The sequence below is a fragment of the Sorangium sp. So ce296 genome (genome assembly GCF_051529605.1).
GTDB classification, from domain to species: domain Bacteria; phylum Myxococcota_A; class Polyangia; order Polyangiales; family Polyangiaceae; genus Sorangium; species Sorangium cellulosum_D.
Genome location: NZ_CP150325.1, coordinates 10,440,575 through 10,464,910 on the forward strand (window position 1 = coordinate 10,440,575; position 24,336 = coordinate 10,464,910).

The following is a 24,336-nucleotide window of genomic DNA, read 5'->3' on the forward strand; positions in this document are numbered from 1 at the left end:
AACTCCGCATCAGCGGTGCGTCTCCGGCCCTTGCGGAACGAGCTGAGCGCAGACAAAGCGTCCACGGCGTTTCGCCGGCAATGCCCGGTGGAATCGCGCGACGCGAATCGAATGAGTGTGATCTCCACGAAGCAGGGGCGCAGGGCTGAGCCGCGGAGGGCTGAGCCGCGGGGGGCCGAGCCGCGCGGGATGGATCTGCACTTCCGTCTGCTCGCCGAGAGCATCCCACAGCTGGTCTGGGTCGCGGGCAGCGACGGCTCGTGCGATTACGTCAACGGCCGCTTTCGCGAGTACACCGGCCCGGCCGCGGACCAGGTGACGCGCCTGGGCCTGGCCGCCGTCATCCATCCGGAGGATGCGGTGCGCTGCTCCGCGGCGTGGCGGGCGGCCGTCGAGCGGGGCGCGGCCCTCGAGCTGGAGTTCCGTGTGCGGCGGCATGACGGCGCCTACCGCTGGTTCCGCGGCCGAGCCGAGCCCGTCCTCGAGGATGCGGGCGGCCGGGCGGGCCGCTGGCTCGGCACGGCGGCCGACATCGACGAGCGGGCGCGAGGAGAGGGGGCGCCGCGCGGGCAGAGCGAGGCCGAGCTGCATCCCGGGTCGACCCTCCTGGACCAGGCCGGCGAGGAGCGCCTGCGCGAGAGCGAGGAGCGACTGCGGCTGGCCCTCGAGGGCGGCCATCTCGGCATCTGGGAGTGGGACGTGCCGAGCGGGCGCCTCTTCTGGTCGGAGGAGGCGCTCGAGTGCGCGGGCATCGACGCGGCAGAGTTCGGCGGCACCTTGGACGATTTCGCGCGGCGCCTGCACCCCGACGACCGGGACGCGGTCTGGGGACATGTCGAGAGCGCGTTTCGCGGCGAGGCGGACTTCTCCGCCGAGTTCCGCTTCCGCCGCGCCGACGGGCGCGTGCGCTGGATCCACAGCCGCGCGCTGGTGCAGCGGGATCACGGCGGTCGCCCGCTGCGCATGGTGGGCGTGGTCGGGGACGTCACTCCCCGGAAGCTCTCGGAGCTGGCCCTCCGGGAGAGCGAGGCGCGCTTCCGCAACATGGCCGATCAGTCGCCCGTGATGATCTGGATGACGGGCTCCGACGGCCGCGCCACGTACGGCAACCGGTGGTGGACCGAGTTCTCGGGCCAGGACGACGCGGCCTACCTCGGCTTCGGCTGGCTCGACGCGATCCACCCCGAGGATCGCCCGGCCACGTTCGAGATCTTCCGGCGGGCCGAGGCGCGGCGCGAGCCCTTCCGGGTGGATTACCGCCTGCTCCGGCGCGACGGCGAGTACCGCTGGTGCATCGCCTCGGGCTCGCCGCGGCTCGGCCCGGACGGCGAGTTCCTCGGCTACGTCGGCTCGGTCATCGACATCACCGAGCGCAAGCAGGCCGAGCTCCTGCTCCAGGAGAGCGAGGAGCGATTCCGTCGCGCCGTGATGGCGATCCCGTTCCCCATCATGATTCACGCCGACGACGGCCGGGTCGTCGGCGTCAACCCCGCGTGGACCGACATCACCGGCTACGCCAGCGAGGAGATCCCCACCATCGACGCGTGGCTCGACCGGGCGCACCCGGCCCAGAAGGACGTCGTCCGCGCCAGGATCAAGGCCCTGCACGCGCTGGACGGCGCCTCCACGGGCGAGCTCGAGGTCGCGGTCACCACGGCGCGCGGCGAGCAGCGCACGTGGCTCTTCCGCGGGGCGCCGCTGGGCAAGGACGCGGCGGGCAGGCGGCTCGTCATCAGCATCGCCCACGACATCACCGAGAGGAAGCAGGTCGACGACATGGTCCGGAAGAGCGAGGCGAAGTTCCGGACGCTCGCCGACGCCATGCCGCAGATCGCCTGGACGGCGCGCCCGGACGGCAGCGTCGATTACTACAACCGCAGGTGGTACGAGATCTGCGGCCTGAGCGAGGGCGAGGTGACCGGCGACAGCTGGGTCTCCTTCGTGCACCCGGACGATCGCCGGAGGTGCACGGACAGCTGGCGCCGCTCGGTCCTGTCCGGCGAGCCGTTCGACGTCGAATACCGCTTCTGGGTCCTCACTACCCGCGAGCACCGCTGGTACCTTGGCCGTGCGGTGCCGGTGCATGGGCCGTCGGGCGAGATCGTGAAGTGGTATGGCACCTGCACGGACATCCACGATCGGAAGTGCGCCGAGGCCACGCTGAGGGAAGCGGACCAGCGCAAGAACGAGTTCCTGGCGATGCTCGCCCACGAGCTGCGCAACCCGCTCGGGCCCCTGCGCAACGCCGCCGAGCTCCTGCGGCGGTCCGGGCCCCAGCAGCCATCGACGGCGTGGGCGTGCGGCGTGCTCGAGCGGCAGGTCTCGCACATGGCCCGGCTGGTGGACGATCTCCTCGACGTCTCGCGCGTGGCCCGCGGCCGGATCGAGCTGCGCAAGCAGCGCTGCGACCTCGCGCAGCTGCTCCGGCAGACCGCCGAGGACTACCGCAGCACGCTGGAGGCGAGCGGCCTCGCGCTCGCGCTGGAGATCCCGGCCGAGCCGCTGTGGGTCCACGGCGACCGGACCCGCCTGTCGCAGGCCATCGGCAACGTGCTGCACAACGCGAGCAAGTTCACCCCGGCCGGCGGACGGGTGACGGTCGCCCTGTCGGCGGCGCCGGAGAGCTCGGCCGCGATCCGCGTCCGCGACACGGGCATCGGCATGGAGGCGGCGATGCTGGCGCGCGCGTTCGAGCCGTTCAGCCAGGCCGACTGCAGCCTGGACCGCAGCCGGGGCGGGCTCGGCCTGGGCCTCGCGCTGGTCAAGGGGCTCGTCGAGCTGCACGGCGGCGCGGTCTCGGCCGAGAGCGCGGGCATCGGCCGCGGGACGGAGGTGGTCCTCCGCCTGCCGCTCTCGCGCGAGGTCGCGCCGTCGGCCGAGAGCGCCGCGCCGGGCTCGGACCTCGCGGCGCGATCGCTGCGCATCCTGATCATCGAGGACAACGCCGACGCCGCGGAGACCCTGCAAGCGCTGCTCGCCATGGAGGGCCACCGGGTCGAGGTGGCCCTGTCCGGGCCCGCGGGCGTCGACGCGGCCCGCGCGTTCCTGCCGGAGGTCGTCCTGTGCGACATCGGCCTCCCCGGCGGGATGGATGGGTACGGCGTGGCGCGCGCCCTGAAGGGGAGCCCGGGCACCTCCCCCTCGCTCATGATCGCGCTGACCGGCTACGGCCGTGAGGAAGATCGGCGCCGGGCCCAGGAGGCCGGCTTCGCGATGCACCTCGTCAAGCCGATCGAGCCGAGCGCGCTGCAGACCGTCCTCGCCTCGATCGCGGCGCGGGGTTGAGCGGAGGCGGGCGCGGGCCGCCTCGACGATCGATCACCAGGCGGTCCAGCCGCCGTCCACGGCCATCGCGTGCCCGTTGATGTACGTCGCGCGGTCGGAGAGGAGGAACGCGGCCGCCTCGGCCACCTCGTCGGGCGATCCCAGGCGATCCATCGGCTCCAGGGCGAGCAGGGCCTTCTCGTCGACCAGGTTGTTCTTGATCGCGCTGTCGTACATGGGTGTCCGGATGGGCCCCGGGCACACCGAGTTCACGCGGATGCCGCGCTTCGCGTACTCGAGCGCGGTGGTCTTGGTCAGCCCCACCAGGCCGTGCTTCGAGGCCACGTAGGCCGGGAGCGACCCGACGCCGGCCAGGCCCGCGACCGACGCGTTGTTCACGATGGCGCCGCCTCCCTGCTTCAGCATCTGGGCGAGCTCGTATTTCATGCAGAGGAACGGGCCCTTGAGGTTCACGGCGAGGGTGCGGTCCCAGTTCTCCTCGGTGCAGTCGGCCGTGGCCGCGATCGCCCCGTCGATGCCCGCGTTGTTGAAGGCCCCGTCGAGGCGGCCGTGGCGCTCGACCGCGCGCGCCACGATCGCCTCGGCGTCGCTCGCCCGCGTCACGTCGGCCCGGACGAAGACGGCGTCGCCGCCGCGCTCCTGGATCCTCCGCGCCGTCGCCTCGCCGTGATCCTCGTCGATGTCGGCGAGGACGAGCCGCGCTCCGTGACCCGCGAACACGAACGCGGACGCCTGTCCGATCCCCGAGCTCGCGCCCGTGATGGCGATGATCTTGTCCTCAAGCAAGCGTGCAGTCATGGGGCCCTCCTTAGTTCGCACGCTAACCTCGCGCCCTGACCGCAACAAGCCGACCACCTCGGCGGCGCCTCGCCCGGCTCCGCGCCGTGCTCGGGTGCGCGCCGGCGCGGCTCGAGCGCGGGATCGCGCCGCGCGCGGGGGAGGCCGGCGCGCCCCGCACGCGAGCCGCGCGCCGCCGCGCCGGCCCGGCCGAGCGATGTGGCCCGCCCGCACACCGGCGCTGGCTCGACCTTTGAAGAGGCCCAGAGCCCAGCGCGGAGGATCATGGGGCGTTCGGGGACGGGCTGGATCGGTCTCGCCGGCGCGGGGAGGAGCCGCGGCGGCGGCAGCGCGCGGCGGCTCCGCCGCTCGCCTGGGCGCGATCTGCACGGGCGCGCCGGGATCGCGCGGCTGCGCGCGGAGGTGGCCGGCCTGTTCGGCGACGGTGCGCGCGCCGCGCGCATCGAGCGCGACCTCGCCGCGGTCCCCGGCGTCGCGTCCGCGCGGGCGAGCGCGAGGACCGGGCGGGTGCTCGTGCGCGTGCGGGAGGACGCGGCCCACCTGGCCGCCGTCGTGCTCGCCGCCCACGCCGTCCCCGGCGCCCCGCCGCCGCCGTCCGCGCGGCGCGCCGCGCTGGCCCTGGCCGAGGGCGTGGGCGCGCTCGTCCGCGGCGCGCGCCGCCGCCTGCGCCGCGAGGGCGCGGCCGAGCGCGAGCGCGGCGTCGGGGCGGCGTGGGCCGCGCGGGGCGAGCGCGCGCCGGCCGCGCGGGGCGAGGGCGCCGCCGCCGTCGACCGGGCCCACGCGGAGGACGCGCGCGAGGTCGCCCGCGCGCTCGGCGTCGACCCGGCCGTGGGGCTCGGCGCCGCCGAGGCGCTGCGCCGCCTCCGCGAGGTCGGCCCCAACGAGCTCGCGGGCGTCGCGACCCGCTCGTCGCTCGAGATCCTCGCCGAGCAGCTCTTCACCGTGCCCACCGCGCTGCTCCTCGGCGCGGCGGGCCTGTCGCTCGCGCTCGGCGATACGGTCGACGCGGGCGCCGTCCTCCTCGTCGTCGGCGCGAACGCGGCGATCGGCACGTACACCGAGTCGCGCGCCGAGGAGCTCCTGCACGCCTGGGGCGCTCTCCGGGTCGGGTGGGCGCGCGCCGTGCGCGACGGGCGCGAGCAGCGGCTCGCCGCGTCGGAGATCGTGCCGGGCGACGTGCTCGCGCTCCGCGCGGGCGAGCCGGTCGTCGCGGACGCGCGCGTCGTCGCGGCGCGCGACCTCGCCGTCGACGAGAGCACGCTGACCGGCGAGAGCGAGCCCGTCGAGAAGGGCGCCGCGAAGGTCGACGCCGGCGCGCCGCTCGCCGAGCGCCGCGGCATGGTGTACGCGGGCACCACGGTCGCCTCGGGCGAGGGCGCGGCGGTGGTCGTCGCGACGGGCGGCCGGACCGCGCTCGGGGACATCCAGCGCGCGCTCTCCCGCGAGGGCGAGCGCACCCCGCCGATCGAGCGGGAGCTCGCCTGGATCGGCCGGCGCCTCGCGGCCTTCGCGCTCGCGAGCTCGTCGGCGGTGGTGACCGTCGGCCTCGCGCGGCGGCGGCCGCTCCGCGAGCTCGCGCGGAGCGCCGTCGCCCTCGGCGTCGCCGCCATCCCCGAGGGGTTCCCCGCCGTGGGCACCACCGCGCTCGCGCTGGCGAGCCGCCGCCTGCGCGGCCGCGGCATCGTCATCCGGCGCCTCGCCGCGGCCGAGACGCTCGGCGCGGTGAGCGTCGTCTGCGCCGACAAGACCGGCACGCTCACCGAGAACCGCATGCGGGTCGCGGAGATCTTCCTCCCCGGCGAGGGCGTCCTGCGGGTCGCCCGCGCCGCGTGCGGCGAGCGCGGCGGCGATCGCGACGGCGCCGGGCCGCCGCGCGAGATCGCGCTCGTCGGCGAGGACGGGCGCGAGGTCGCCGTGAGCGCCCCGCGCGTGCACGCGCTCGCGCGCATCGCCGCGCTCAACGCCGACGTCGAGCTGAGCGACGTCGGCAAGGTCGTCCAGGGCAGCGGCACGGAGCGCGCGCTCGTCGAGTTCGCGCTCGCGGCCGGCTACCCCGTGTCGGCGCGGCGCCTCGCGGCGCGGCGCGTGAGCGAGGAGCGCCGCTCGGCCGAGCGCTCGTTCATGGTGACGGTCCACGATCACCCGGAGCTCGGGCACATCGAGCTCGTGAAGGGCGCGCCCGAGCAGGTGGTCGCGCGCTGCGACGCCCCGCGCGGCGCGGGCCGCGACGAGGTGCTCCGGCAGAACGACGCGATGGCCTCGCGCGGCCTGCGCGTGCTCGCCCTCGCGTGGCGGCGGGACGGCCGGCCGGACGACGACGCCCCGCTCGAGCTCGCCGGCCTCGTCGGGCTCCGCGATCCGGCGCGCGAGGGCGCGCGGGAGGCGCTCGCGACCCTCTCCGGCGCGGGCATCCGCACCCTGATGCTCACGGGCGATCAGGAGCGGACCGCGCGCGCGATCGGCGCCGAGCTCGGCATCCCCGCCGACGCCGTGCACAGCCGGGTCACGCCCGAGGCCAAGCTCGACATCGTGCGGGCGCTCCAGCAGCGCGGCGCGATCGTCGCCATGACGGGCGACGGCGTGAACGACGGCCCCGCGCTCAAGGCCGCGGACGTCGGCGTGGCCATGGGCAAGCGCGGCACGGACATCGCGCGGGCGGTGGCCGACGTGGTCCTCGCCGAGGACGACCTGCCGAGCCTCGCCGAGGCGGTCCGCGAGGGCCGCCGGCTGCATGACAACGTCCGCCGCGCGATCGCGTACTTCGTCGCCACGAACGCGAGCGAGGTGCTCGCGATGCTGGCCGGCGCCCTGGTCGGCGCCTCGCCGCTCACGCCGCTTCAGCTCCTCTGGATCAACCTGCTCACCGACATCGCGCCCGCGCTCGCGCTCGCGCTGGAGCCGGCCGAGCCCGGCGTCATGCGGCGCCCCCCGCGCGATCCGGCCGCGCCGCTGCTCGGCGGCCGCGACCTCCGCGCGCTGGGGCTCGACGCGGCCACGATGTCCGGGGCCTCGCTCGCGGCGTACGCGATCGGCGGCCGCGCGACCGCGGGGTCGAGGGCGTTCACCGCGCTCGTGACCGCGCAGCTGCTCCACATCCTCGCCTGCCGCGCCGGCGCCCCGGAGGGCGCTCCGGGCCCGCTCGCGCGCCGGGACAACCCGCACGTCGCGCGCGCGCTCGCCGCGACCTCCGCGCTCCAGGCGCTCGCGCTCGGCTCGCGCTCTCTCGGCCGCCTGCTCGGGGCGCCGCGCCTCGCCGCCGGCGAGCTCGCGCTCGCGCTGATCGCGGGCGCGCTGCCCTCGCTGGTCCGCGGGTCTCCGGCGCGCGCCGCGGGCGCCGGCCGCGAGATCTCGATCGTCCGCCCGGTCGACTCCGTCGACCTCCTCGACGTCGAGCGCATCGACGACGGCGCGCGCGGCGCGCGCGCCGCCGGTTCGCGAAAGGGGGATACGGCATCATGAGGTTTCATCCACCGTCGTTCGCCCTCGGGGTCGGCAGCGCCGTCCTCCTGATGGGCAAGAAGCAGCACCTCCGGCCGGTGGTCGTCGAGATCGCGGCGCTCGGGCTCCACCTGGGCCGGCTGGGCCTCGCCCTAGTCGAGCGCCAGCGGGAGCACGTCGAGGATCTCTGGGCCGAGATCGCGGAGCGCGCGCGGCGCACGGCCGGGGGCGCGGAGCGGGGCGCGCGCGCGGCGCGCCGGAGCAACGGCGCCTCCGAGCTCCACGGGGAGCCGTCGTCATGAGGCTGCCGCCGGTGCTCGTCGCCCACGTGCTGGAGCGGCGCGTCCGCCTGCGCGCCCCGGCGCTGACCGGCCATCGTCGCGCGTGCGAGCGGGTCGCGGAGCAGCTCGCGGCCGATCCAGGCTGCGAGGTCGTGACGGTCCGACCGGTCACGGGCTCGGTGATCGTCGAGCGCCTCGAGGGCGGCCTCGACGCGGAGCGGCTGCGCGCCCGGCTCGCCGAGCTGGTCGGCGAGGCGCGCGACGACGACGGCCGCCTGATCGCCGCCCCGCGGCCCGAGGGCCACCCTGGCCCGACGCGCGTCGCGCGCGCCGTCGCGCACGCCGTCGCCGGGATCAACGCGGACGTGCGCGAGGCGATGGATTACCGCGCGGATCTCGGCACGCTCTTGCCGGTCTTCTTCGCGGCGGCCGGGATCGCCGAGGTCGGCGTGACGCGCCGGTTGCCTGTGCCGGCCTGGTTCAACCTGCTCTGGTGGTCGCTCCGCTGGTTCGTGACGTTCAACCCCGCGGCGGTCGCGGAGGAGCTGCGCGCCGCCGCCGGCGGGGCGCCGTCGCCGCCGGCCGACGCGGCCGACGGGAACGGCGGCGCGGGCCCGCCCGGTCGCGCGCTGTAGGGCGGGGGATCGCCGCGTGGCGCGGGCCATCGCGCGGCCGTGCGGCTCGCGCCGAGCAGGTGGATGCCGTCCATGACAATGCGCAGGGCGACGGCGAGCCGTCGAGTCCAGCGCGGGTCGATGCGCGCGTTCATCGCCTCGGCGAGCGCGACGGCGATCGGCGTGCTCAGCAACAGGGCGGCGGACGCGCCGATGAACACCGATAGGCGGCTCTGGCGCTCATGGCTGGACCGGCTCCACGCCGCGCGCAGGAGCAAGCGCAGAGAGAGGCAGCGAGAGCATTCCACCGGAGAGCGGATGTTTCTCGTAACGCACCTGCGCGGACACCTTTTTGCGGCGTGAGCGTGCCGGCGCGCTGTCGTGCTCGGTGCTTCCCGTCGACCGCGACATAAAGCGGCGACGCTTCACAACGGTTCGGGATTCGATTGAACCTTGGTAGCGGCGCGCGTACCCTATTGTCCCAGATCGTAAGCCCCAGAAGCAGAGGGGAACACGTTGATGGCGCGACCGCGATTTTCTACCTGGCTTGGCCTGTTTGTTGCATCACTTGCCGTGTTTCCTGGCTGCAGCTGCGGCAGTGAAGAGCTGACGGTGACCGGGCCTGGGTCGGGCGGCGGTGGGGCCGGGGGTGCTGGCGGCGCGGGGGCTGGCCCTTCGGTGGCGTCGAATGGCGGGGGCGGTGAGGGGGGCAAGGCTGAGGTTGCGGACCGGGGCGTCGCTGCGAGCGATGTGGTCAGCGCGGGCGAGGTCGTGAGCAGCCCGAGCTACCGCATGGTCTTCACGCTCGGTCAGCCGACGCAGAATCAGGGAAAGACGACCTCGCCGAGCTACCGCATGCAGGGCGGGCTCGTCGGGGCGAATGGGAGCTTGCCATGAACGGGATGGGACGGCGTGTCCTCGCGATTTGTGTCCTCCTCGCCGCCTCGGTCGGCCTCGTGCGCGGCGCGTCTGCCGCTGTGCCGACGCAGATCACCCACCAAGGTCGGCTCTTCACGGCCAACGGAGAGCCGGTCAACGACGCGCTCCAGGTGACGTTCGCGGTGTACGTCGCCGAGGCGCCCGAGGAGGGCGAGGCGCCGCTCTGGAGCGAGACGATCTCGATCTCGTTCGACGACGGATACTTCTCCACGGCGCTCGACTTCACGGAGGAGCAGGCCGCGAAGGTCTTCAACGGCTCGGTCCGTTACCTTGGAATCACGGTCGCGAACGATCCGGAGATGGAGCCTCGCGCGGCGATCGGGAGCGTTCCGTATGCGATGGTCGCGAACAACGCAGTTGGTGAGATCACGCCGAAGCTGGTGAAGATCGGCGACAAGGTCGTCATCGACGAGAACGGCAACTGGGTCGGTAACCCGACCGGGGTCGCGGGGCCGCAGGGTCCTCCTGGGCCCGAGGGGCCTCAGGGGTTGCCTGGCGAGGTGGGTCCTGAGGGCCCTCCGGGTGCTCCTGGGCCCGAGGGGCCTCAGGGGCCTCAGGGTCTGCCTGGCGAGAGGGGTCCTGAGGGGCCCCAGGGTCCTCCTGGGCCACCGGGGCCCGAGGGTCTCCAGGGGCCGGTCGGTCCGTCAGGGGTGCTCGCGACGATCGCGATTGCGGGCAACATTGCCCCCACGTTTCCTGGCTACAGCCCCGAATACGTCTTCGTCGGTCCTCCGGGGTCGGTGAGCATCACCGGGACAAAGCGCGTGACGGGATCGGCCTCTGCGGCCCTTGGTCTAGGCCCGTCCAGCGCTCCGCTCCTCGCCATGGTCGGCCTCTGTTACCAGCCGGTCGATGAGGCGGGCGTCGGGGGCGATCTCGTCAACTTCTTCGGAAACGCCTATGCGAGCCACTATTTCACGCCGACGCGCGCCACCTACGCTGTCTCTGGCACGACCTCGTTGACAGAGGGCAACTGGAATGTCGGCATGTGCCTCCGCAATGAGGGGGGCAGCGCGATCCTTGGAGCGAGCTCGACGACCGCCGGCAGCCTGGTGAACGGCTGGTTCATCGTCACGAACGACTGAGGGCGAGCGCCTCGCGCTCGCATCCGCACGAGCGATGAGCTCGCTCAACGCAGCTGGCTCGCGTAGCTCTGGAAGGAGCGATGGCTCGGGCGAGCTCGGCGGGGCGCCCGCGCGCCCCCCTTCGAGGGCGCGCGGGCTTGCACGTCAGCGCAGCGCCACCGGGCTCCGCGCGATGTACTCGTCGTAGGCGAGCGTCCGCAGGTCCTCGATCCGCTTCGCGCGCATCGCCTCGATGACCGCCCGCGCGAGCTGGAGATCGGTGATGAGCGGGATGTTCGCGTCGACCGCCCGCCGCCGGATCAGGTACCCGTCCGGACGCCCGAGCTGGTCGTACTCGCGGGGGATGTTGATCACGAGATCCACCTTCCCCTGCTCGATCGCGCTCATCGCCGTCTCTCCCTCGTCCGGCTGCTTCGCGAGGCTCGTGCACTCGAGCCCGAGCGCCCGGAGCGCCTCCGCCGTGCCCGGGGTCGCGTAGATGGGCAGCTTCAGGTGCTCGGCGATGATGCGCGCCTCGTCCGCGAACCAGTACTTGTCCTCGAGCGGCCCGAGCGACAGGAGGACGCCCTTCTTCGGGAACCGGAACCCGGTCGCGAGCAGCGCGTGCAGCAGCGCTTCATGCACGTCGTCCCCGAAGCAGCCGACCTCGCCGGTGCTCGCCATCTCCACGCCGAGCATCGGATCGGCCCCCACGAGGCGCGAGAACGAGAACATCGGCGCCTTCACGCCGACGTAATCGAGATCGAGCCCGCGGTTCTCGACCGGCTGCGACACGCCGAGCATCCGGCGCATCGCCTCCCGGACGAAGTTGTTCCCCGTCACCTTGGACACGAACGGGAAGCTCCGCGACGCGCGCAGGTTGCACTCGATGACCTTCACCGTGTTGTGCTTGGCCAGGAACTGCATGTTGAACGGCCCGGTGATCGAGAGCGACCGCGCCACCTGCTGGGCGATCTGCTTGATCCTGCGGATCGTCGCGATGTAGAGCGACTGCGGGGGCAAGACGAGCGTCGCGTCGCCGCTGTGGACGCCGGCGTTCTCGACGTGCTCGCTGATCGCCCAGAGGACGATCTCCCCCCGGTCGGCGACCGCGTCGATCTCCACCTCGCGGGCGTGGGTCTCGAACTTCGAGACGACCACGGGGTAGGCCGGGGACACCGCCTTGGCCCGGGCGAGGATGCGATCGAGCTCGTTGGGCTCGTGCGCCACGCTCATGGCCGCGCCGCTCAGCACGTAGCTCGGGCGCACGAGGACCGGGAAGCCGCCGAGCTTGTTCACGATCTCGCCCGCCTGGGCCGCGTCGACGACGTGCGCCCAGCGCGGCTGATCGATCTCCAGCCGGTCGAGCAGATCGCTGAACTTCTTCCGGTCCTCGGCCGTGTCGATGCTCCCCGGGCTCGTGCCGAGGATGCGCGCCCCGGCCTGGTGCAGCCGGAGCGCCAGGTTGTTCGGGACCTGCCCGCCCATGCTGACGACGATGCCGTACGGCTGCTCCCGCTCGTAGATGTCGAGCACCGTCTCGAGGCTGATCTCGTCGAAGACCAGCTTGTCGCACGTGTCGTAGTCGGTGCTGACCGTCTCCGGGTTGTAGTTCAGCATCATGGTCTCGTAGCCGAGCTCCGAGGCCGCGCGGATCGCGTTGACGCAGCACCAGTCGAACTCGACGCTCGATCCGATGCGGTAGGCGCCGGACCCGAGCACCATGATCTTCTTCCGCCAGGACGGCGCGACGTCCGTGGCCGACGCGTGGTAGCTCGAATAGAGGTAGTTCGTCTCGGCGGGGAACTCGGCCGCGAGCGTATCGATCTGCGCGAGGTGCGGCACGATCCCGTGCCGCTTCCTGAGCTCCCGGAGCGAGCCCCGCGGCGCGCCCGTCAGCGTGCCGATCATCCGGTCGCTGAAGCCGAGCTGCTTGGCCTCCCGGAGCGTCGCCTCGTCGAGCGCGGGCTCCTGCGCCGCCGCGGGCTTGTCGGCCTGCGCCGGGACGGGCACCCGGAGCGTCTTGAGGTCCCGGTGCATCCGCACGATCGGCTCGATCTGGTGCAGGAACCACCGGTCGATCTTGGTGAGATCGTGGATCGCGTCGACCGACATCCCCTCCTGCAGCGCGCGGGCGACGGCGAAGATCCGGAGCGGCGTCGCGTTCTTCAGCGCGTCGGGCAGGTCCTGGAAGGTGAACGCGTCGGGGTCGAGCCCCTTCACCCCGATGTCGAGCATCCGGAGCGCCTTCTGGATGACCTCGGGGAACGTCCTGCCGATGGCCATGACCTCGCCGACGCTCTTCATCTCGCTGCCGATCCGCATCGAGGCGCCGCGGAACTTGCCGAGGTCCCAGCGCGGGACCTTGCAGACGAGGTAGTCGAGCGCCGGCTCGAAGAACGCGGTCGTCCTGCGGGTGATCGCGTTGGCGATCTCGGGCATCGTGTAGCCGACGGCGATCTTCGCCGCGACGTACGCGAGCGGGTAGCCCGTCGCCTTGCTGGCGAGCGCGCTCGACCGGGAGAGGCGCGCGTTCACCTCGATGACCCGGTAATCGACCTTGTTCGGGTCGAGCGCGTACTGGATGTTGCACTCGCCCACGATGCCGAGGTGGCGGATCGTCTTCAGCGCGACCGAGCGGAGGAGCTGGTACTCCTCGTCGTTCAGCGTCTGCGACGGGGCGACGACGATCGACTCCCCGGTATGGATCCCCATCGGATCGAGGTTCTCCATGTTGCAGACGGTGATGCAGTTGTCGCGGCCGTCGCGGACGACCTCGTACTCGATCTCCTTCCAGCCGCGGAGGCACTCCTCGACGAGCACCTGGGGCACGCCGCCGGCGAAGCCGCGCCGCACGGCGTCGTCGAGGTCGCGCTCGCTCTCGACGATGCCGCTGCCCTTGCCGCCGAGCGCGTAGCCGCCGCGGAGCATCACGGGGAACCCGATCTCGCGCGCCGCGGCCATGGCCTCGGCCGCCGTGCGGCAGGCGCGGCTCCGGGCCGTCTTCACGCCGATCTCGTCGAGGCGGTCGATGAAGAGCCGCCGATCCTCGGTGTCACGGATGGCCTTGATCGGCGTGCCGAGCACCCGCACGCCGTACTTGTCGAGGATCCCGGCGTCGTGGAGCTCGAGCCCACAGTTGAGCGCGGTCTGCCCGCCGAAGGAGAGGGCGATCGCGTCGACCTCCTCCTTGACGATGATCCGCTCGACGAACTCCGGGGTGACCGCGCAGAGGTGGATGCGGTCGGCGAGCCCCTCGCTCGTCTGGATGGTGGCGATGTTGGGGTTCACGAGGACGGTGGCGATCCCCTCTTCCTTGAGGGCCTTGATCGCCTGCGACCCCGAGTAGTCGAACTCGCCGGCCTGACCGATCTGGAGCGCGCCGGAGCCGAGCACGAGCACGCGCCGGGGTTTCTTGGGGAGATAGGCGCCGTACATGGCTCAGCTCCTTCCTGCGGTGGAGGTGGGGCGGGGATCCGCGCCAGCGGTCCCTGCGGATTTGAGTCGCGAATCGGCGGACCCCTTCATCGCGCCGCAGAGGCGCAGGAAGTCGTCGAAGAGATAGCCGGCGTCCTCGGGCCCGGGCGTCGCCTCGGGGTGGAACTGGACGCTGAAGAACGGGCGCAGCCGCGAGCGGATGCCCTCGTTCGTGCCGTCGTTGATGTTGACGAACCAGGGCTCCCACTCGGCGGGGAGCGACTCGTGCTTCACCGCGTAGCCGTGGTTCTGGCTCGTGACGTAGCAGCGGCGGCTCAGGAGGTCCTGCACCGGCTGGTTCACGCCGCGGTGGCCGTACGGCAGCTTGTAGGTGTCGCCGCCGGCGGCGAGCGCGAGGATCTGGTTGCCGAGACAGATGCCGAAGATCGGCTTCGTGTACGTCCCGAGCAGGCCGCGCACCGCGGCGACCAGCTGGCCGAGGTCCTTCGGGTCGCCGGGGCCGTTGCCGATGAGGACGCCGTCGGCGGCCTCGGCGAGCTCGGCGATGGGCGCGTGGAAGGGCGCGCGGACGACGGTGACCCCGCGCCGGAGGAGCGAGCGGACGATGTTGTCCTTCGCGCCCGCGTCGATGAGGAGCACCTTCAGGGGGCCGCCCTCGTACGTGATCGGCTCGCGGGGCGACACGAGGCGGAACACTTCCTCGCGCATGTCCACGGCCTCGGCCGAGCGCTTCACCCGATCCAGGTCCATCTCGGCCGGGAACAGCCAGCCCTTCATGGTGCCGACCTCCCGGAGCCGCCGCGTCAGCGTGCGCGTGTCGATCCCGGTGATCGCCGGGATGCCCTCGCTCGCGAGCCAGGCGCCGAGCGAGCGGACCGCGGCGTGGTGGCTGTAGCGCTCGATGTAGTTCTGGACGACGAGCCCCTGCACCTGGATGCGGTCGGCCTCGTAGGGCCCGTCGACGCTGCCTGCCTGCCGCGGCGCGGGCACGCCGTAGCTGCCCACGAGCGGGTACGTGATCGTCAGGATCTGCCCTTTGTACGAGGGATCCGTGAGCGTCTCGACGTACCCCGTCATGCCGGTGTTGAAGACGACCTCGCCGCTCACCGCGCGCGGGGCGCCGAAGCACCGGCCCGTCATGGTCGTGCCGTCTTCGAGTACGAGCTTCATCCGATTCGCATCCATCCTCTTTGACCGCCTGGGCCGCCGCGGCGCGGACCCTTACGCAGGAGGGGCCGCGAGCGCGTGCTGCGCCGTAGGCCCGTGGGGTACCCGGTCCGCGCGCGCGTTGCGCGGCGGGCCGGCATCATGATCGAGGCTGGGCTTCCAAGCACCTCCGGTCGCTGGAGCCGCCTGCTCCGGCATTCCGTCGAGGTGGGCATCGCGCCCGCCGTCCCGTTCTTCCACATGCCGGGGACGCCCATTTGCCGTCCCCTCGCTCCACGTCAACCAGGAACTTTCGCCTGAGATTTCCCGGCCGCTTCCCGCGTGCTTTTGACGGGCCGCCGGGCTGTGCAGCTCCGGCTAGGGGGTCTGCGCGCGCTCGACGTAGGCCTGCTCGAGGACGAGCGCGTCCATCTTCGTCCGGAGGAAGCAGTCGAGCGCCTCCTTGGGGGTGCAAACGATCGGCTCGCTCGCGTTGAACGAGGTGTTCAGGAGGACCGGGGTGCCGGTCAGCCGGCCGAACTCGAGGAGGAGCGCGTGGTAGCGCGGGTTGTCCTTGGCGGTGACCGTCTGGGGGCGGCCCGTGCCGTCGACGTGGGTCACGGCGGGGATCTCGTCGCGGCGCTCCGGCTTGACCTTGTAGACCATGACCATGAACGGGTCCGGCGAGGTCTGCTCGAAGTAGTCGCCGACGCGCTCGAGCGGGAGCGCCGGCGCGAACGGGCGGAACATCTCGCGGCGCTTGATCCGCTCGTTCATGAGGTCCTTCACGTCCGGCCGCCGCGGGTCGCAGAGGATGCTGCGGTTGCCGAGCGCGCGGGGGCCGTACTCCATCCGGCCCTGGAACCAGCCGACCACCTTGCCCTCGCTGATCGCCCTGGCGACGCGCGGGATCAGGTCCTCGTCGGGGAGCGTCTCGAACGCGACCTGCTCCTTCCGGAGCAGCTCGTCGATCGCCTCCTGCGAGAACGCGGGGCCGAAGTAGCTGTGGGTCTGGTGGAAGGCGCGCGGGTTGCCGAGCTTGTGGTGGTGGACGTAGAGCGCCGCCCCGAGCGCCGTGCCCGCGTCGCCGGCCGCGGGCTGGACGAAGACGTCCTCGAACAGCCCCTTCGGCCGGATCTTCCCTGCGGCCACGCTGTTGTACGCGCAGCCGCCCGCGAGGGCGAGGCGCGGCGAGCCGGTGAGGTGCTTCGCGGTCGCGAGCAGCTCGAAGTAGACCTCCTCGAACGCCGCCTGCGTCGAGGCGGCGACCGCCTTGAAGCGGTCCTCCATCCCGCTCTTCGGGCTGCGCGCGGGGCCGAGCAGCTCGACGAGGCGCTCGGCGTGGATGGTGCCGTAGCGGGGCTCGCCCTCCCACGTCATGGAGATGCCCTTCGTGTGGTGCTGGAAGTACTCGAGCCCGAGCTCGAACGCCCCGTCCTTGACGCGCACCACCTGGCGGAGCTTGTCGAGCAGCTCCGGCTGGCCGTAGGCCGACAGCCCCATGACCTTGTACTCGTCGCCGAACTTGGGGAAGCCGAGGTACTGCGTCATGGCCGAGTAGAACAGCCCGAGCGAGTGGGGGAACGCGACGCGCCGGAGGATCTCCAGCTTGTTGCCGCGGCCGCGCGCCCACATCGTGCTCACGAAGTCGCCGAAGCCGTCGATCGAGACGACCGCCGCCTCGTCGAAGCCCGAGGGGAAGAACGCGGAGGCGAGGTGCGCGCGGTGGTGCTCGACGTTGTGCGACTCGGCGCGGATGCGCTTCGGGTCGACGCCGAGCGCGGCGCCGAGGTGCACCTTCGGGGCGCTCGCGCCGAGCGCGCCCTTGAGGAGCCCCGCCGGCGAGCGCCGGGTCAGCGCGTAGAGGAGCTTGTCGCCGAGGTGCGCCCGCGTGTCGCGCCCGATCGCGATGTGATCGATGTCCTCGACGCGCGCGCCGGCGGCGCCGAGGCAGTACTCGACCGCCAGCCGCGGGAAGCCGGCGCAGTGCTTGATCCTGCTGAACCGCTCCTCCTCCGCCGCGGCGACGAGCTGTCCGTCGACGAGCAGCGCGGCCGACGCGTCGCCGTGATAGGCGTTGATCCCGAGGATGAGCATGTTTCGGCCATCTTCCGGCGCCCCCGCGCGAGGGTCAAGGCGCGCCCGGCGCGCGGGCGCGCTGGGGTCAAGGCGCGCCCGGCGCGCGGGCGCGCTGGGTTCAAGGCGCGCCCGGCGCGCGGGCGCGCTGGGTTCAAGGCGCGCCCGGCGCGCGGGCGCGCGGGGCAAAGACGGCCGCCGCGCGCCATGCGAAGGCGCGTTCGCAGGAGGGCGCGCGGTCAGATCTCGGCGAGGCGGATGGCCTCGAGGCGATCGCCCTCGTCGATGCGCTCCCGATCGGCCGCCACGAGGACGAGCGCCTCGGCCTCGGCGAAGCTCGTGACCGCGCCCGAGGCCTGGTTCGAGGCGATGCGCGCGACGAGCTCGCCGCTCGAGATCTCGAGGCGCGCGCGGAGGAACTCGGCGCGCCCGGTCTGGCGCCGCAGCGCGCCGGCCGCGCGGACGATCACGCGCGGCGGCAGCGGCGCGGCGTCTCCCTGGAGCGCGCGCAGGAGCGGCACGCCGAAGAGGACGAACGTGAGCGAGGCGGAGGCCGGGTTGCCCGGCAGCCCGATCACGTGCACGGCGCCGCCGCGCGAGAGCTCGGCGCGCCCCACGGCGAGCGGCTTGCCCGGCTTGATGGCGACGCGCCAGAAGTCGAGCGTCACGCCCGCGGCCTCGAGGGCGGGGCGGACCACGTCGTGGTCGCCGACGCTCACGCCCCCGACGGTCACCACGAGATCCGAGCCGCGCAGCGCCGTGGATACGGCCTCGGCGGCGCGGGCTGCGTCGTCGGGGACGAACGGCGCGATGCGGACCGCGGCGCCCGCGGCGCGCGCGGTCGCGGCGATGAAGTAGCTGTTCGACTCCGCGACGGTGCCGGCGGGGCCGGGCGAGCCGGGCCCGCGCAGCTCGTCGCCGGAGCACAGCACCGTGACCACGGGGCGGCGCGCGACGAGGACGCTCGGGCGATCGAGCGCCGCCGCGAGCGCCACCTTCCCCGGCGTGAGGCGCGCGCCCCTCCGCAGCGCGACGGCGCCCGCCGCGAGATCCGCGCCCCGGCGCCGCACCCAGGCGCCGGCGCGCGGCGCCTCTCGCAGGGTGATCTCGTCGCCGCTCCGCGCCGCGTCCTCCTGCGGCACGATCGCGTCGGAGCCGGGCGGCAGCCGCGCGCCGGTGAAGATCCGGCACGCGGTGCCCGGCGTGAGCGTCGGCAGCGGGCGGCCGGCCGCGCTCTCGCCGCGCACGGGGAGCGTCCAGGGCCCGCTGCCCGCGAGCTCGGCCGAGGCGACCGCGTAGCCGTCCATCGAGCTGTAATCGAAGGCGGGCATCGCGTCGGCCGCCGCGATGTCCTCGGAGAGCACGCGCCCGGCCGCGTCGTCGAGCGACACCCGCTCCGGGCCGACCGGGACCGCGGCCGAGAGCAGCCGCGCGAGCGCTTCTTCGAAGGGGATCATCCGCGCTGCTCCTCGTCGCGCGCGCCGTCCTTCGCCGGCTGCGCGTGCCGGTGGTGATGGCCGCCCTTGCCGGACGCGAGCGCGACCGCGTGCGCGAGCACGGGGCCGATGAGCCGCGTGACGGCGAGCTCCACCGCCTTCGGGCTGCCGGGCAGCGCGATCACCACGAGCCCGCGCACGACGCCCGCGGCGGCGCGCGAGAGGATCGCGTTCGGCCCGATGGCGTCCCAGCTCAGCCGCCGGAACGCCTCGCCGAAGCCGTCGAGCGTCTTCTCGAAGAGCGGCGCGAGCGCCTCGACGGTCCTGTCGCGCGGCGCGATCCCGGTCCCGCCCGTCGTGACGATCGCGTCGGCGGAGCCCGCGCCCGCGATCTGCTCGATCGCCGCGCGCAGGAGCTCGGGCTCCTCGCGCACGACGGCGTGTGACGTCACGGTGAAGCCGGCGTTCTTGAGGAGCTCGCCGAGGAGATGTCCGCCCTCGTCGTCCTCGAGGGTGCGGGTGTCACTGAGCGTCAGCGTGGCGACGCGCACGGGGGAGCGGCTCATGCGGCAGATCTACGCCTCTCGCCGGCGAATGGCGACCTCTTGGTGACGCCGGCGCGATCGTCGCGGGGCTCCCCGCGAACGCGGCGACCGCCCGGGCTCGGGCGGCGCTCGGGCCTCGTGTCCGCCCGCGCCGCGCCTCGTGTCCGCCCTCGTCGCGCCTCGTGTCCGCCCGCGTCCGGCGGAGGGCGCGCCGCCGGCCGCCGTCCCATCGGGCATCGGCCCTGAAGGCCGCGGCGCGCGCGACGTCGCCCGGCGCCATCGTGATGTCGTTGACGTTGGATGGCTTTCGCATCGCCGCTGCGCTAGGGGAGCGGCGTGTCCGGCCCTCTGATCCCTTACATCGAGCTCCCCGAGATCCCGCTCTCGTTCCTGGAGCACATCCCGCTCGTGGGCCAGCTGATCGATCCGGCGAAGCCGCCCTCGATCAAGCCCTTCGGCACGCTGGTGGCGCTCGGCGTCTACATCGGCGCCGTGGTCGCCACGCGGCACGCGCGCGAGCGGAAGCTGGACGAGAAGAAGATGAGCGAGTTCATCTTCTGGGTCGTGGCGGCCGGCTTCATCGGCGGGCACGTCTTCGACGCGATCTTCTACCACCCGCAGCGCGTCGCCCGTGACCCGCTCTACCTCTTCGCGCTCTGGGACGGCCTGTCGAGCTTCGGCGGCTTCACCGGCGCGCTGATCGGCGCCGCCTCGTGGCGCTTTTACCGCCGCGAGAGGATCCTGCCCTACTGCGAGGTGGTCAACAGCGCGTTTCCGCTCGCGTGGGTCTTCGGGCGCGCCGGCTGTGCGTCGGTCCACGATCATCCGGGCCGCCTCTCCGACGCGTGGTTCGCGGTCAAGTACCCGCTCGGGACCGGCGTCGTCGGCCGGTTCGATCTCGGCCTCTACGAGTGCGTGCTCGCGATCCCGCTCGCGATCGCGTTCGCGGTGCTCTGGCGCCGGAACCCTCATCGCCCGCTCGGGTTCTATACCGGGGTCATGTGCACCGCGTATGCGCCGGTGCGGTTCGGCCTCGACTTCCTGCGCGAGCGGGAGGGGACGCTCGTCGGCGGCGATCCGCGCTACGGCGGCCTCACCCCCGCGCAGTGGGCCTGCTTCGGTCTGCTCGCGCTGGGCCTTTATTTCCTGCGCATGGCGGCGCGCGGCGAGCCGTCGAACGCCGGGGTTGGCCCGCTCGACGGCGCCCCGCGCGTCGCGGACGACGACGCGTCCGACGACGAAGACGACGACGACGAGGGCGATGAAGCCGAGGAGCCCCGCCCCTCCCGCGCTCGGGCGGGCCGGTAATCCTCCGGGCGGGCCGGCGCGGCGCCCGCGTGGATCCCCGGGATTTCCGCGGGCTTGCGCACCGCCTTGGGGTCGTGTCGGACAGATCCGCGCCGCGCGACGCCCTCGCGATCCGGCCGGCGCCGGACTCGGCGGCTCCCGGGCGCTGCGCTTCCCTACGGCGGTCCGGCGCCGCCTGCCTGCGCCGGCGCCGCCTGCCTCGGACACAGCGCGGGCGGCGCCGCCTTCCAGGTCCGCCGGCGCTGCGCCTTTCGCGCCGGGGGGTCAGGACGGCTCCGTACGGGCTTCTTTTGGCTCGCTCGCCCGTGGCGGGTCCCTTGACGCGCCTGGGGCGCTAGATATCGTGGGGTGGAGTTTGCACCAGAGGGTCGGCCCGCCGACCTTCGCTCGATTGAGCTCGGTTGCCCCTTCCGCCGAAAGGGGGGGTCGATCGAGGCGCGCTCGCGAAAGGCTCCGCATCATCGACATCGATCACGGAGCGAGTGGACCAAAAAAGAGGGAACGCAGGGGCCAACCCCAGGTTTTTCTACAATGGCTGAAGATTCGCGTAAGTTGTTCGTGGCGGGCTTGCCCGACTCCATCACCGAAGACGTTTTGCGGCAGCTCTTCGAGGCCACCGGCGGCAACGTCGTCGAGGTCAGTCTTCCGAAAGATCGCGCGACAGGTCGTCCGCGCGGGTTCGGCTTCGTCACGCTCTCGACGACCGGCGAAGCCAACGCCGCGCGCGAGTCGCTCGACGGGTCCTTTCAGGGCGGCAAGTCCATCTCGGTCCGCCCCTTCCAGGCCGAGCCGCCGCGCCGCGAGGGGCGCCCGATGGGCGGCCCCGGCGGCGGTCCCGGTGGTGGCCCAGGCGGTGGTCCAGGCGGCATGGGCGGCGGCCCGGCCGCGGCGCCCGATCGGACCCTCTACGTCGGCAATCTCCCCTATGACGCGAGCGTCGAGGAGGTCGAGGGGCTGATCGGCTCGACGGGCGCGGGGCCGGTGGTGCGGGTCCACCTGCCCATGGATCCCGACGGTCGCAAGCGCGGGTTCGGCTTCGTGACGATGGCCAGCGCCGAGGCGGCGCGCGCTGCGATCGATGCGCTGCGCGGCGTGGACGTCCGCGGCCGGCGGCTCGTCGTCAACCTCGCTCACCCGAAGGGCGAGCGGCCCGCGCGCGAGGAGCGCCCCGGCGGCTTCGGCGGCGGCGGCGGCTTCGGCGGCGGCGGCGGCGGCTTCGGCGGCGGTGGCGGCTTCGCCGGCGGCGGCGGTGGCGGTGGCGGTGGCGGTGGCGGCTTTGGCGGCGGGCCTCCGCCGCCTGCGCGCAAGACGTTCGACGATCGCCGGCGGCGCGGCGGTCACGACGGCGACGGCCCTCCCGGCGGCGGTGGCGGTGGTGGTGGCGGCGGCGGCGGCCGTCGCGCCAACAACAAGAACTGGGATCGCGGCCGCGGTGGGGACGACTGGGACGACGAATGAGCTCTCCCGGTTGACAACTGCACCGTTTCCCGTAGGGTAGGCGCCCTCCAGACGGGCGGTCGGGTGTCGCTGACCCCGCTCACGCACCCCTGGTGCCCTGCTGGTTGCGGTGTCAGCGCTCCCGTGCTGCCCGTGCCTAGGTTCAACCAGGGCCGCCTGTGACACAGGTCGGCCCTGTCTTCGGAGACCTCCGATGCGCGACATCATCAAGCTGACGTGCGGCAACTGCGGCCGCGCGAACTACCACACGACGAAGAACAAGCGGACGATGACGGACAAGTTCGTCATCAAGAAGTTCTGCCCGACCGAGCGCAAGCACACCGAGCACAAAGAAGGCAAGATCTCGAAGGGCTAGGCCAGGCTGCACGCTGCGCAGCTGGCCGTTGCCGCCGGGGCCCGCGCACGCGGGCCTCGGGTCAGGCTCTGCGCCCTCGCGGTGCTCGGCTTAACCTTGTTCATTGTTAGAGCGAAGCGATGATCTTCGACTGGCTCTACGGCCTGTTCTCGAACGATCTCGCGATCGACCTCGGCACCGCCACCACCCTCATCTACGTGAAGGGCAAGGGGATCGTGTCCTGCGAGCCCTCGGTGGTCGCCGTCCAGCGCGATGCTCGCGGCGGCAAGAAGGTGCTCGCCGTCGGCCGCGAGGCGAAGGAGATGCTCGGGCGTACCCCCGGCAACATCCAGGCGGTGAGGCCGCTGCGCGACGGCGTCATCGCCGACTTCGAGATCACCGAGGCGATGCTCCGGTATTTCATCGCGCGCGCTCACAACCGCCGCACGCTGGTCAAGCCGCGCATCATCATCTGCGTCCCGTTCGGCATCACGGAGGTCGAGAAGCGCGCGGTGAAGGAGAGCGCCGAGGGCGCCGGCGCGCGCGAGGTCTTCCTGATCGAGGAGCCGATGGCGGCGGCGATCGGCGCCGGGCTTCCGATCACCGAGCCGAGCGGCAACATGGTCGTCGACATCGGCGGCGGCACGACCGAGGTCGCCGTCATCTCCCTCGCCGGCATCGTCTACTCGCAGAGCGTGCGCGTCGGCGGCGACAAGATGGACGAGTCGATCATGGCCTACATGAAGCGCAAGTACAACATGGCCATCGGCGAGCAGACCGCGGAGCGCATCAAGATCACGATCGGCAACGCGTACCCGCTCGAGCAGCAGCTGACGATGGAGGTCAAGGGGCGCGACATGGTCGCGGGCATCCCCAAGACGGTCGTCGTCAACTCCGACGAGATCCGCGACTCGCTGAGCGAGCCGACGAACGCCATCGTGGACGCCGTGCTCATCGCGCTGGAGCGCACGCCGCCGGAGCTCGCGGCCGACATCGTCGACAAGGGCATCGTGCTCACCGGCGGCGGCTCGCTCCTCAAGAACCTCGACGTGCTCCTCCGGGAGGAGACGGGGCTGCCCGTGATGGTGTGCGACGACCCGATCAGCGCCGTGGTGCTCGGCAGCGGCAAGGCGCTGGATCACCTCGAGCTCTTGAAAGAGGTCACGATCAGCTGAAGGTTGGTCTCACGCCCCGCCCGTGAGCTTGCCGGCGGGGCTCTCTTGCGGCGCGCGCCCCGAGGCGGCGCGCGCCGCGCGCGGCGACGACAGGGGTGGCCTCGCGGGGCGCCCCGTACTACCTGGGTCCGGGAGCCACGGTGAACCTGAAACGCTACCGCGACTTCGTGATCGTGCTGCTGGCGCTCGCGGTGCCGTTCTGGTTCCTGCGCGCCAGCATGCGCGACCCCAAGCAGAACACGGGGGCCGACCGGATCATCATCAGCATCGCGGCGCCGATCCAGTACGCGGCCGCGACCCTGGCGCGCGGCATCTCGAACCTCTGGGGCGACTACATCTACCTGGTCGACGTCAAGGAGGACAACGCCAGGCAGGCCTCGCAGATCGCCCGCCTCCGCGAGCGCGTGCGGAAGCTCGAGGCGCTCGAGGAGGAGAACCGGCGCCTGCGCCGGCTGCTCGATCTGCGCCAGAGCCTCCGCACCGACGTCGTGAGCGCCCAGGTCGTCGGCAAGAGCACCAACGATTTCTTCCGCGTGGTGCGGGTCACGCTCGATCGCGAGGCGCGGGACATCGGCTCGAACCTGCCGGTCCTCTCGGCGGACGGCGTGGTCGGCACGACGCTGAAGAGCGCCGGCGACACCGTCGACGTGCGGCTCGTCGTCGACGGCGGCAGCGGCGTCGACGTGGTCGTCGAGCGCACCGGCGCGCGCGGCTTCGTCCGCGGCACGGGCGACGAGAGCAAGTACTCCTGCAGCGTGGAGTACGTGCAGCGCACCGACGAGATCGAGGTCGGCGATCTCCTCGTGACGAGCGGCGTCGGCCGGCGCTTCCCGAAGGGGATCCCGGTCGGGACCGTCACGCAGGTGATCCGCCGCGATTTCGGCATCTACCAGCAGGTCTACGTCGCCCCGGCCGTCGATTTCTCCCGGCTGGAGGAGGTGCTCATCGTGACGACGACGCCTCCGGAGGAGGCGCCGCCGCAGGCGCAGCGGAGGTAACGC

The 24,336-nt window shown here is 72.9% G+C and carries 17 protein-coding genes; 11 read left to right on the plus strand and 6 right to left on the minus strand.

Translation table 11 applies throughout. The features are described from left to right. Nucleotides 1-189: 189 nt before the first annotated feature. On the plus strand, nucleotides 190-3,285 hold the full coding sequence (locus tag WME98_RS38795; RefSeq protein WP_437946764.1) for a hybrid sensor histidine kinase/response regulator: 3,096 nt from the start codon (nucleotides 190-192) through the stop codon (nucleotides 3,283-3,285). A 33-nt stretch (nucleotides 3,286-3,318) separates the two neighbouring features. On the opposite strand, the gene WME98_RS38800 is transcribed toward WME98_RS38795, so the two are convergent. After that, nucleotides 3,319-4,083, minus strand: coding sequence for a glucose 1-dehydrogenase (locus WME98_RS38800; protein ID WP_437946765.1), 765 nt, complete (start codon nucleotides 4,081-4,083; stop codon nucleotides 3,319-3,321). Nucleotides 4,084-4,347: 264 nt separating this feature from the next. On the opposite strand from WME98_RS38800, the gene WME98_RS38805 reads away from it, so the two are divergent. The 5 genes from WME98_RS38805 to WME98_RS38825 all read left to right on the plus strand — a co-directional run bounded on the left by WME98_RS38805 (nucleotide 4,348) and on the right by WME98_RS38825 (nucleotide 10,440). Further along, nucleotides 4,348-7,542, plus strand: a complete 3,195-nt coding sequence (locus WME98_RS38805) for a cation-translocating P-type ATPase (RefSeq protein WP_437946766.1) — start codon at nucleotides 4,348-4,350, stop codon at nucleotides 7,540-7,542. Next, nucleotides 7,539-7,823, plus strand: a complete 285-nt coding sequence (locus tag WME98_RS38810; protein WP_061624846.1) for a hypothetical protein — start codon at nucleotides 7,539-7,541, stop codon at nucleotides 7,821-7,823. The genes WME98_RS38805 and WME98_RS38810 overlap by 4 nt, the downstream gene beginning before the upstream one ends. Further along, complete coding sequence (locus WME98_RS38815) at nucleotides 7,820-8,437, plus strand: HMA2 domain-containing protein (RefSeq protein WP_437946767.1); 618 nt, start codon at nucleotides 7,820-7,822, stop codon at nucleotides 8,435-8,437. The genes WME98_RS38810 and WME98_RS38815 overlap by 4 nt, the downstream gene beginning before the upstream one ends. A 591-nt stretch (nucleotides 8,438-9,028) precedes the next feature. Continuing rightward, nucleotides 9,029-9,313 (plus strand): hypothetical protein, encoded by a 285-nt coding sequence (locus tag WME98_RS38820; protein ID WP_437946768.1) that lies wholly within the window; start codon nucleotides 9,029-9,031, stop codon nucleotides 9,311-9,313. Further along, nucleotides 9,310-10,440, plus strand: coding sequence for a collagen-like protein (locus WME98_RS38825; protein ID WP_437946769.1), 1,131 nt, complete (start codon nucleotides 9,310-9,312; stop codon nucleotides 10,438-10,440). The genes WME98_RS38820 and WME98_RS38825 overlap by 4 nt, the downstream gene beginning before the upstream one ends. Before the next feature lie 144 nt (nucleotides 10,441-10,584). Here WME98_RS38825 and carB read toward each other — a convergent pair whose 3' ends face one another. The 5 genes from carB to WME98_RS38850 form a co-directional block, all read right to left on the minus strand. Beyond that, on the minus strand, nucleotides 10,585-13,857 hold the full coding sequence (carB, locus tag WME98_RS38830; RefSeq protein WP_437946770.1) for a carbamoyl-phosphate synthase (glutamine-hydrolyzing) large subunit: 3,273 nt from the start codon (nucleotides 13,855-13,857) through the stop codon (nucleotides 10,585-10,587). A 3-nt stretch (nucleotides 13,858-13,860) separates the two neighbouring features. After that, a complete protein-coding gene (carA, locus tag WME98_RS38835) occupies nucleotides 13,861-15,027 on the minus strand; it encodes a glutamine-hydrolyzing carbamoyl-phosphate synthase small subunit (RefSeq protein WP_437946771.1) in 1,167 nt (388 codons plus the stop codon). Between the two features lie 354 nt (nucleotides 15,028-15,381). Next, nucleotides 15,382-17,100, minus strand: a complete 1,719-nt coding sequence (locus tag WME98_RS38840; protein WP_437946772.1) for a carbamoyltransferase family protein — start codon at nucleotides 17,098-17,100, stop codon at nucleotides 15,382-15,384. A 218-nt stretch (nucleotides 17,101-17,318) separates the two neighbouring features. Further along, complete coding sequence (locus WME98_RS38845; protein WP_437946773.1) at nucleotides 17,319-18,536, minus strand: molybdopterin molybdotransferase MoeA; 1,218 nt, start codon at nucleotides 18,534-18,536, stop codon at nucleotides 17,319-17,321. Continuing rightward, nucleotides 18,533-19,081 carry a MogA/MoaB family molybdenum cofactor biosynthesis protein gene (locus WME98_RS38850; protein ID WP_437337618.1) on the minus strand — a complete coding sequence of 183 codons (549 nt, stop codon included), beginning with the start codon at nucleotides 19,079-19,081 and terminating at the stop codon, nucleotides 18,533-18,535. The genes WME98_RS38845 and WME98_RS38850 overlap by 4 nt, the downstream gene beginning before the upstream one ends. Before the next feature lie 315 nt (nucleotides 19,082-19,396). Between WME98_RS38850 and WME98_RS38855 the strand changes: the two genes are divergently transcribed. The 5 genes from WME98_RS38855 (at nucleotide 19,397) to mreC (ending at nucleotide 24,333) form a co-directional block, all read left to right on the plus strand. Next, nucleotides 19,397-20,368: a prolipoprotein diacylglyceryl transferase gene (locus tag WME98_RS38855; RefSeq protein ID WP_437946774.1), complete on the plus strand. Its 972-nt coding sequence runs from the start codon at nucleotides 19,397-19,399 to the stop codon at nucleotides 20,366-20,368. Between the two features lie 531 nt (nucleotides 20,369-20,899). Then, complete coding sequence (locus WME98_RS38860; protein WP_437946775.1) at nucleotides 20,900-21,826, plus strand: RNA recognition motif domain-containing protein; 927 nt, start codon at nucleotides 20,900-20,902, stop codon at nucleotides 21,824-21,826. A gap of 193 nt (nucleotides 21,827-22,019) precedes the next feature. Continuing rightward, the gene (gene rpmG, locus WME98_RS38865; protein WP_012235039.1) at nucleotides 22,020-22,181 is read left to right on the plus strand and encodes a 50S ribosomal protein L33; all 162 of its coding nucleotides are present in this window, start codon (nucleotides 22,020-22,022) and stop codon (nucleotides 22,179-22,181) included. A 119-nt stretch (nucleotides 22,182-22,300) separates the two neighbouring features. Then, nucleotides 22,301-23,335 carry a rod shape-determining protein gene (locus WME98_RS38870; protein ID WP_020734872.1) on the plus strand — a complete coding sequence of 345 codons (1,035 nt, stop codon included), beginning with the start codon at nucleotides 22,301-22,303 and terminating at the stop codon, nucleotides 23,333-23,335. A 140-nt stretch (nucleotides 23,336-23,475) separates the two neighbouring features. After that, nucleotides 23,476-24,333 carry a rod shape-determining protein MreC gene (gene mreC, locus WME98_RS38875; protein WP_148313566.1) on the plus strand — a complete coding sequence of 286 codons (858 nt, stop codon included), beginning with the start codon at nucleotides 23,476-23,478 and terminating at the stop codon, nucleotides 24,331-24,333. Nucleotides 24,334-24,336: the final 3 nt, after the last annotated feature.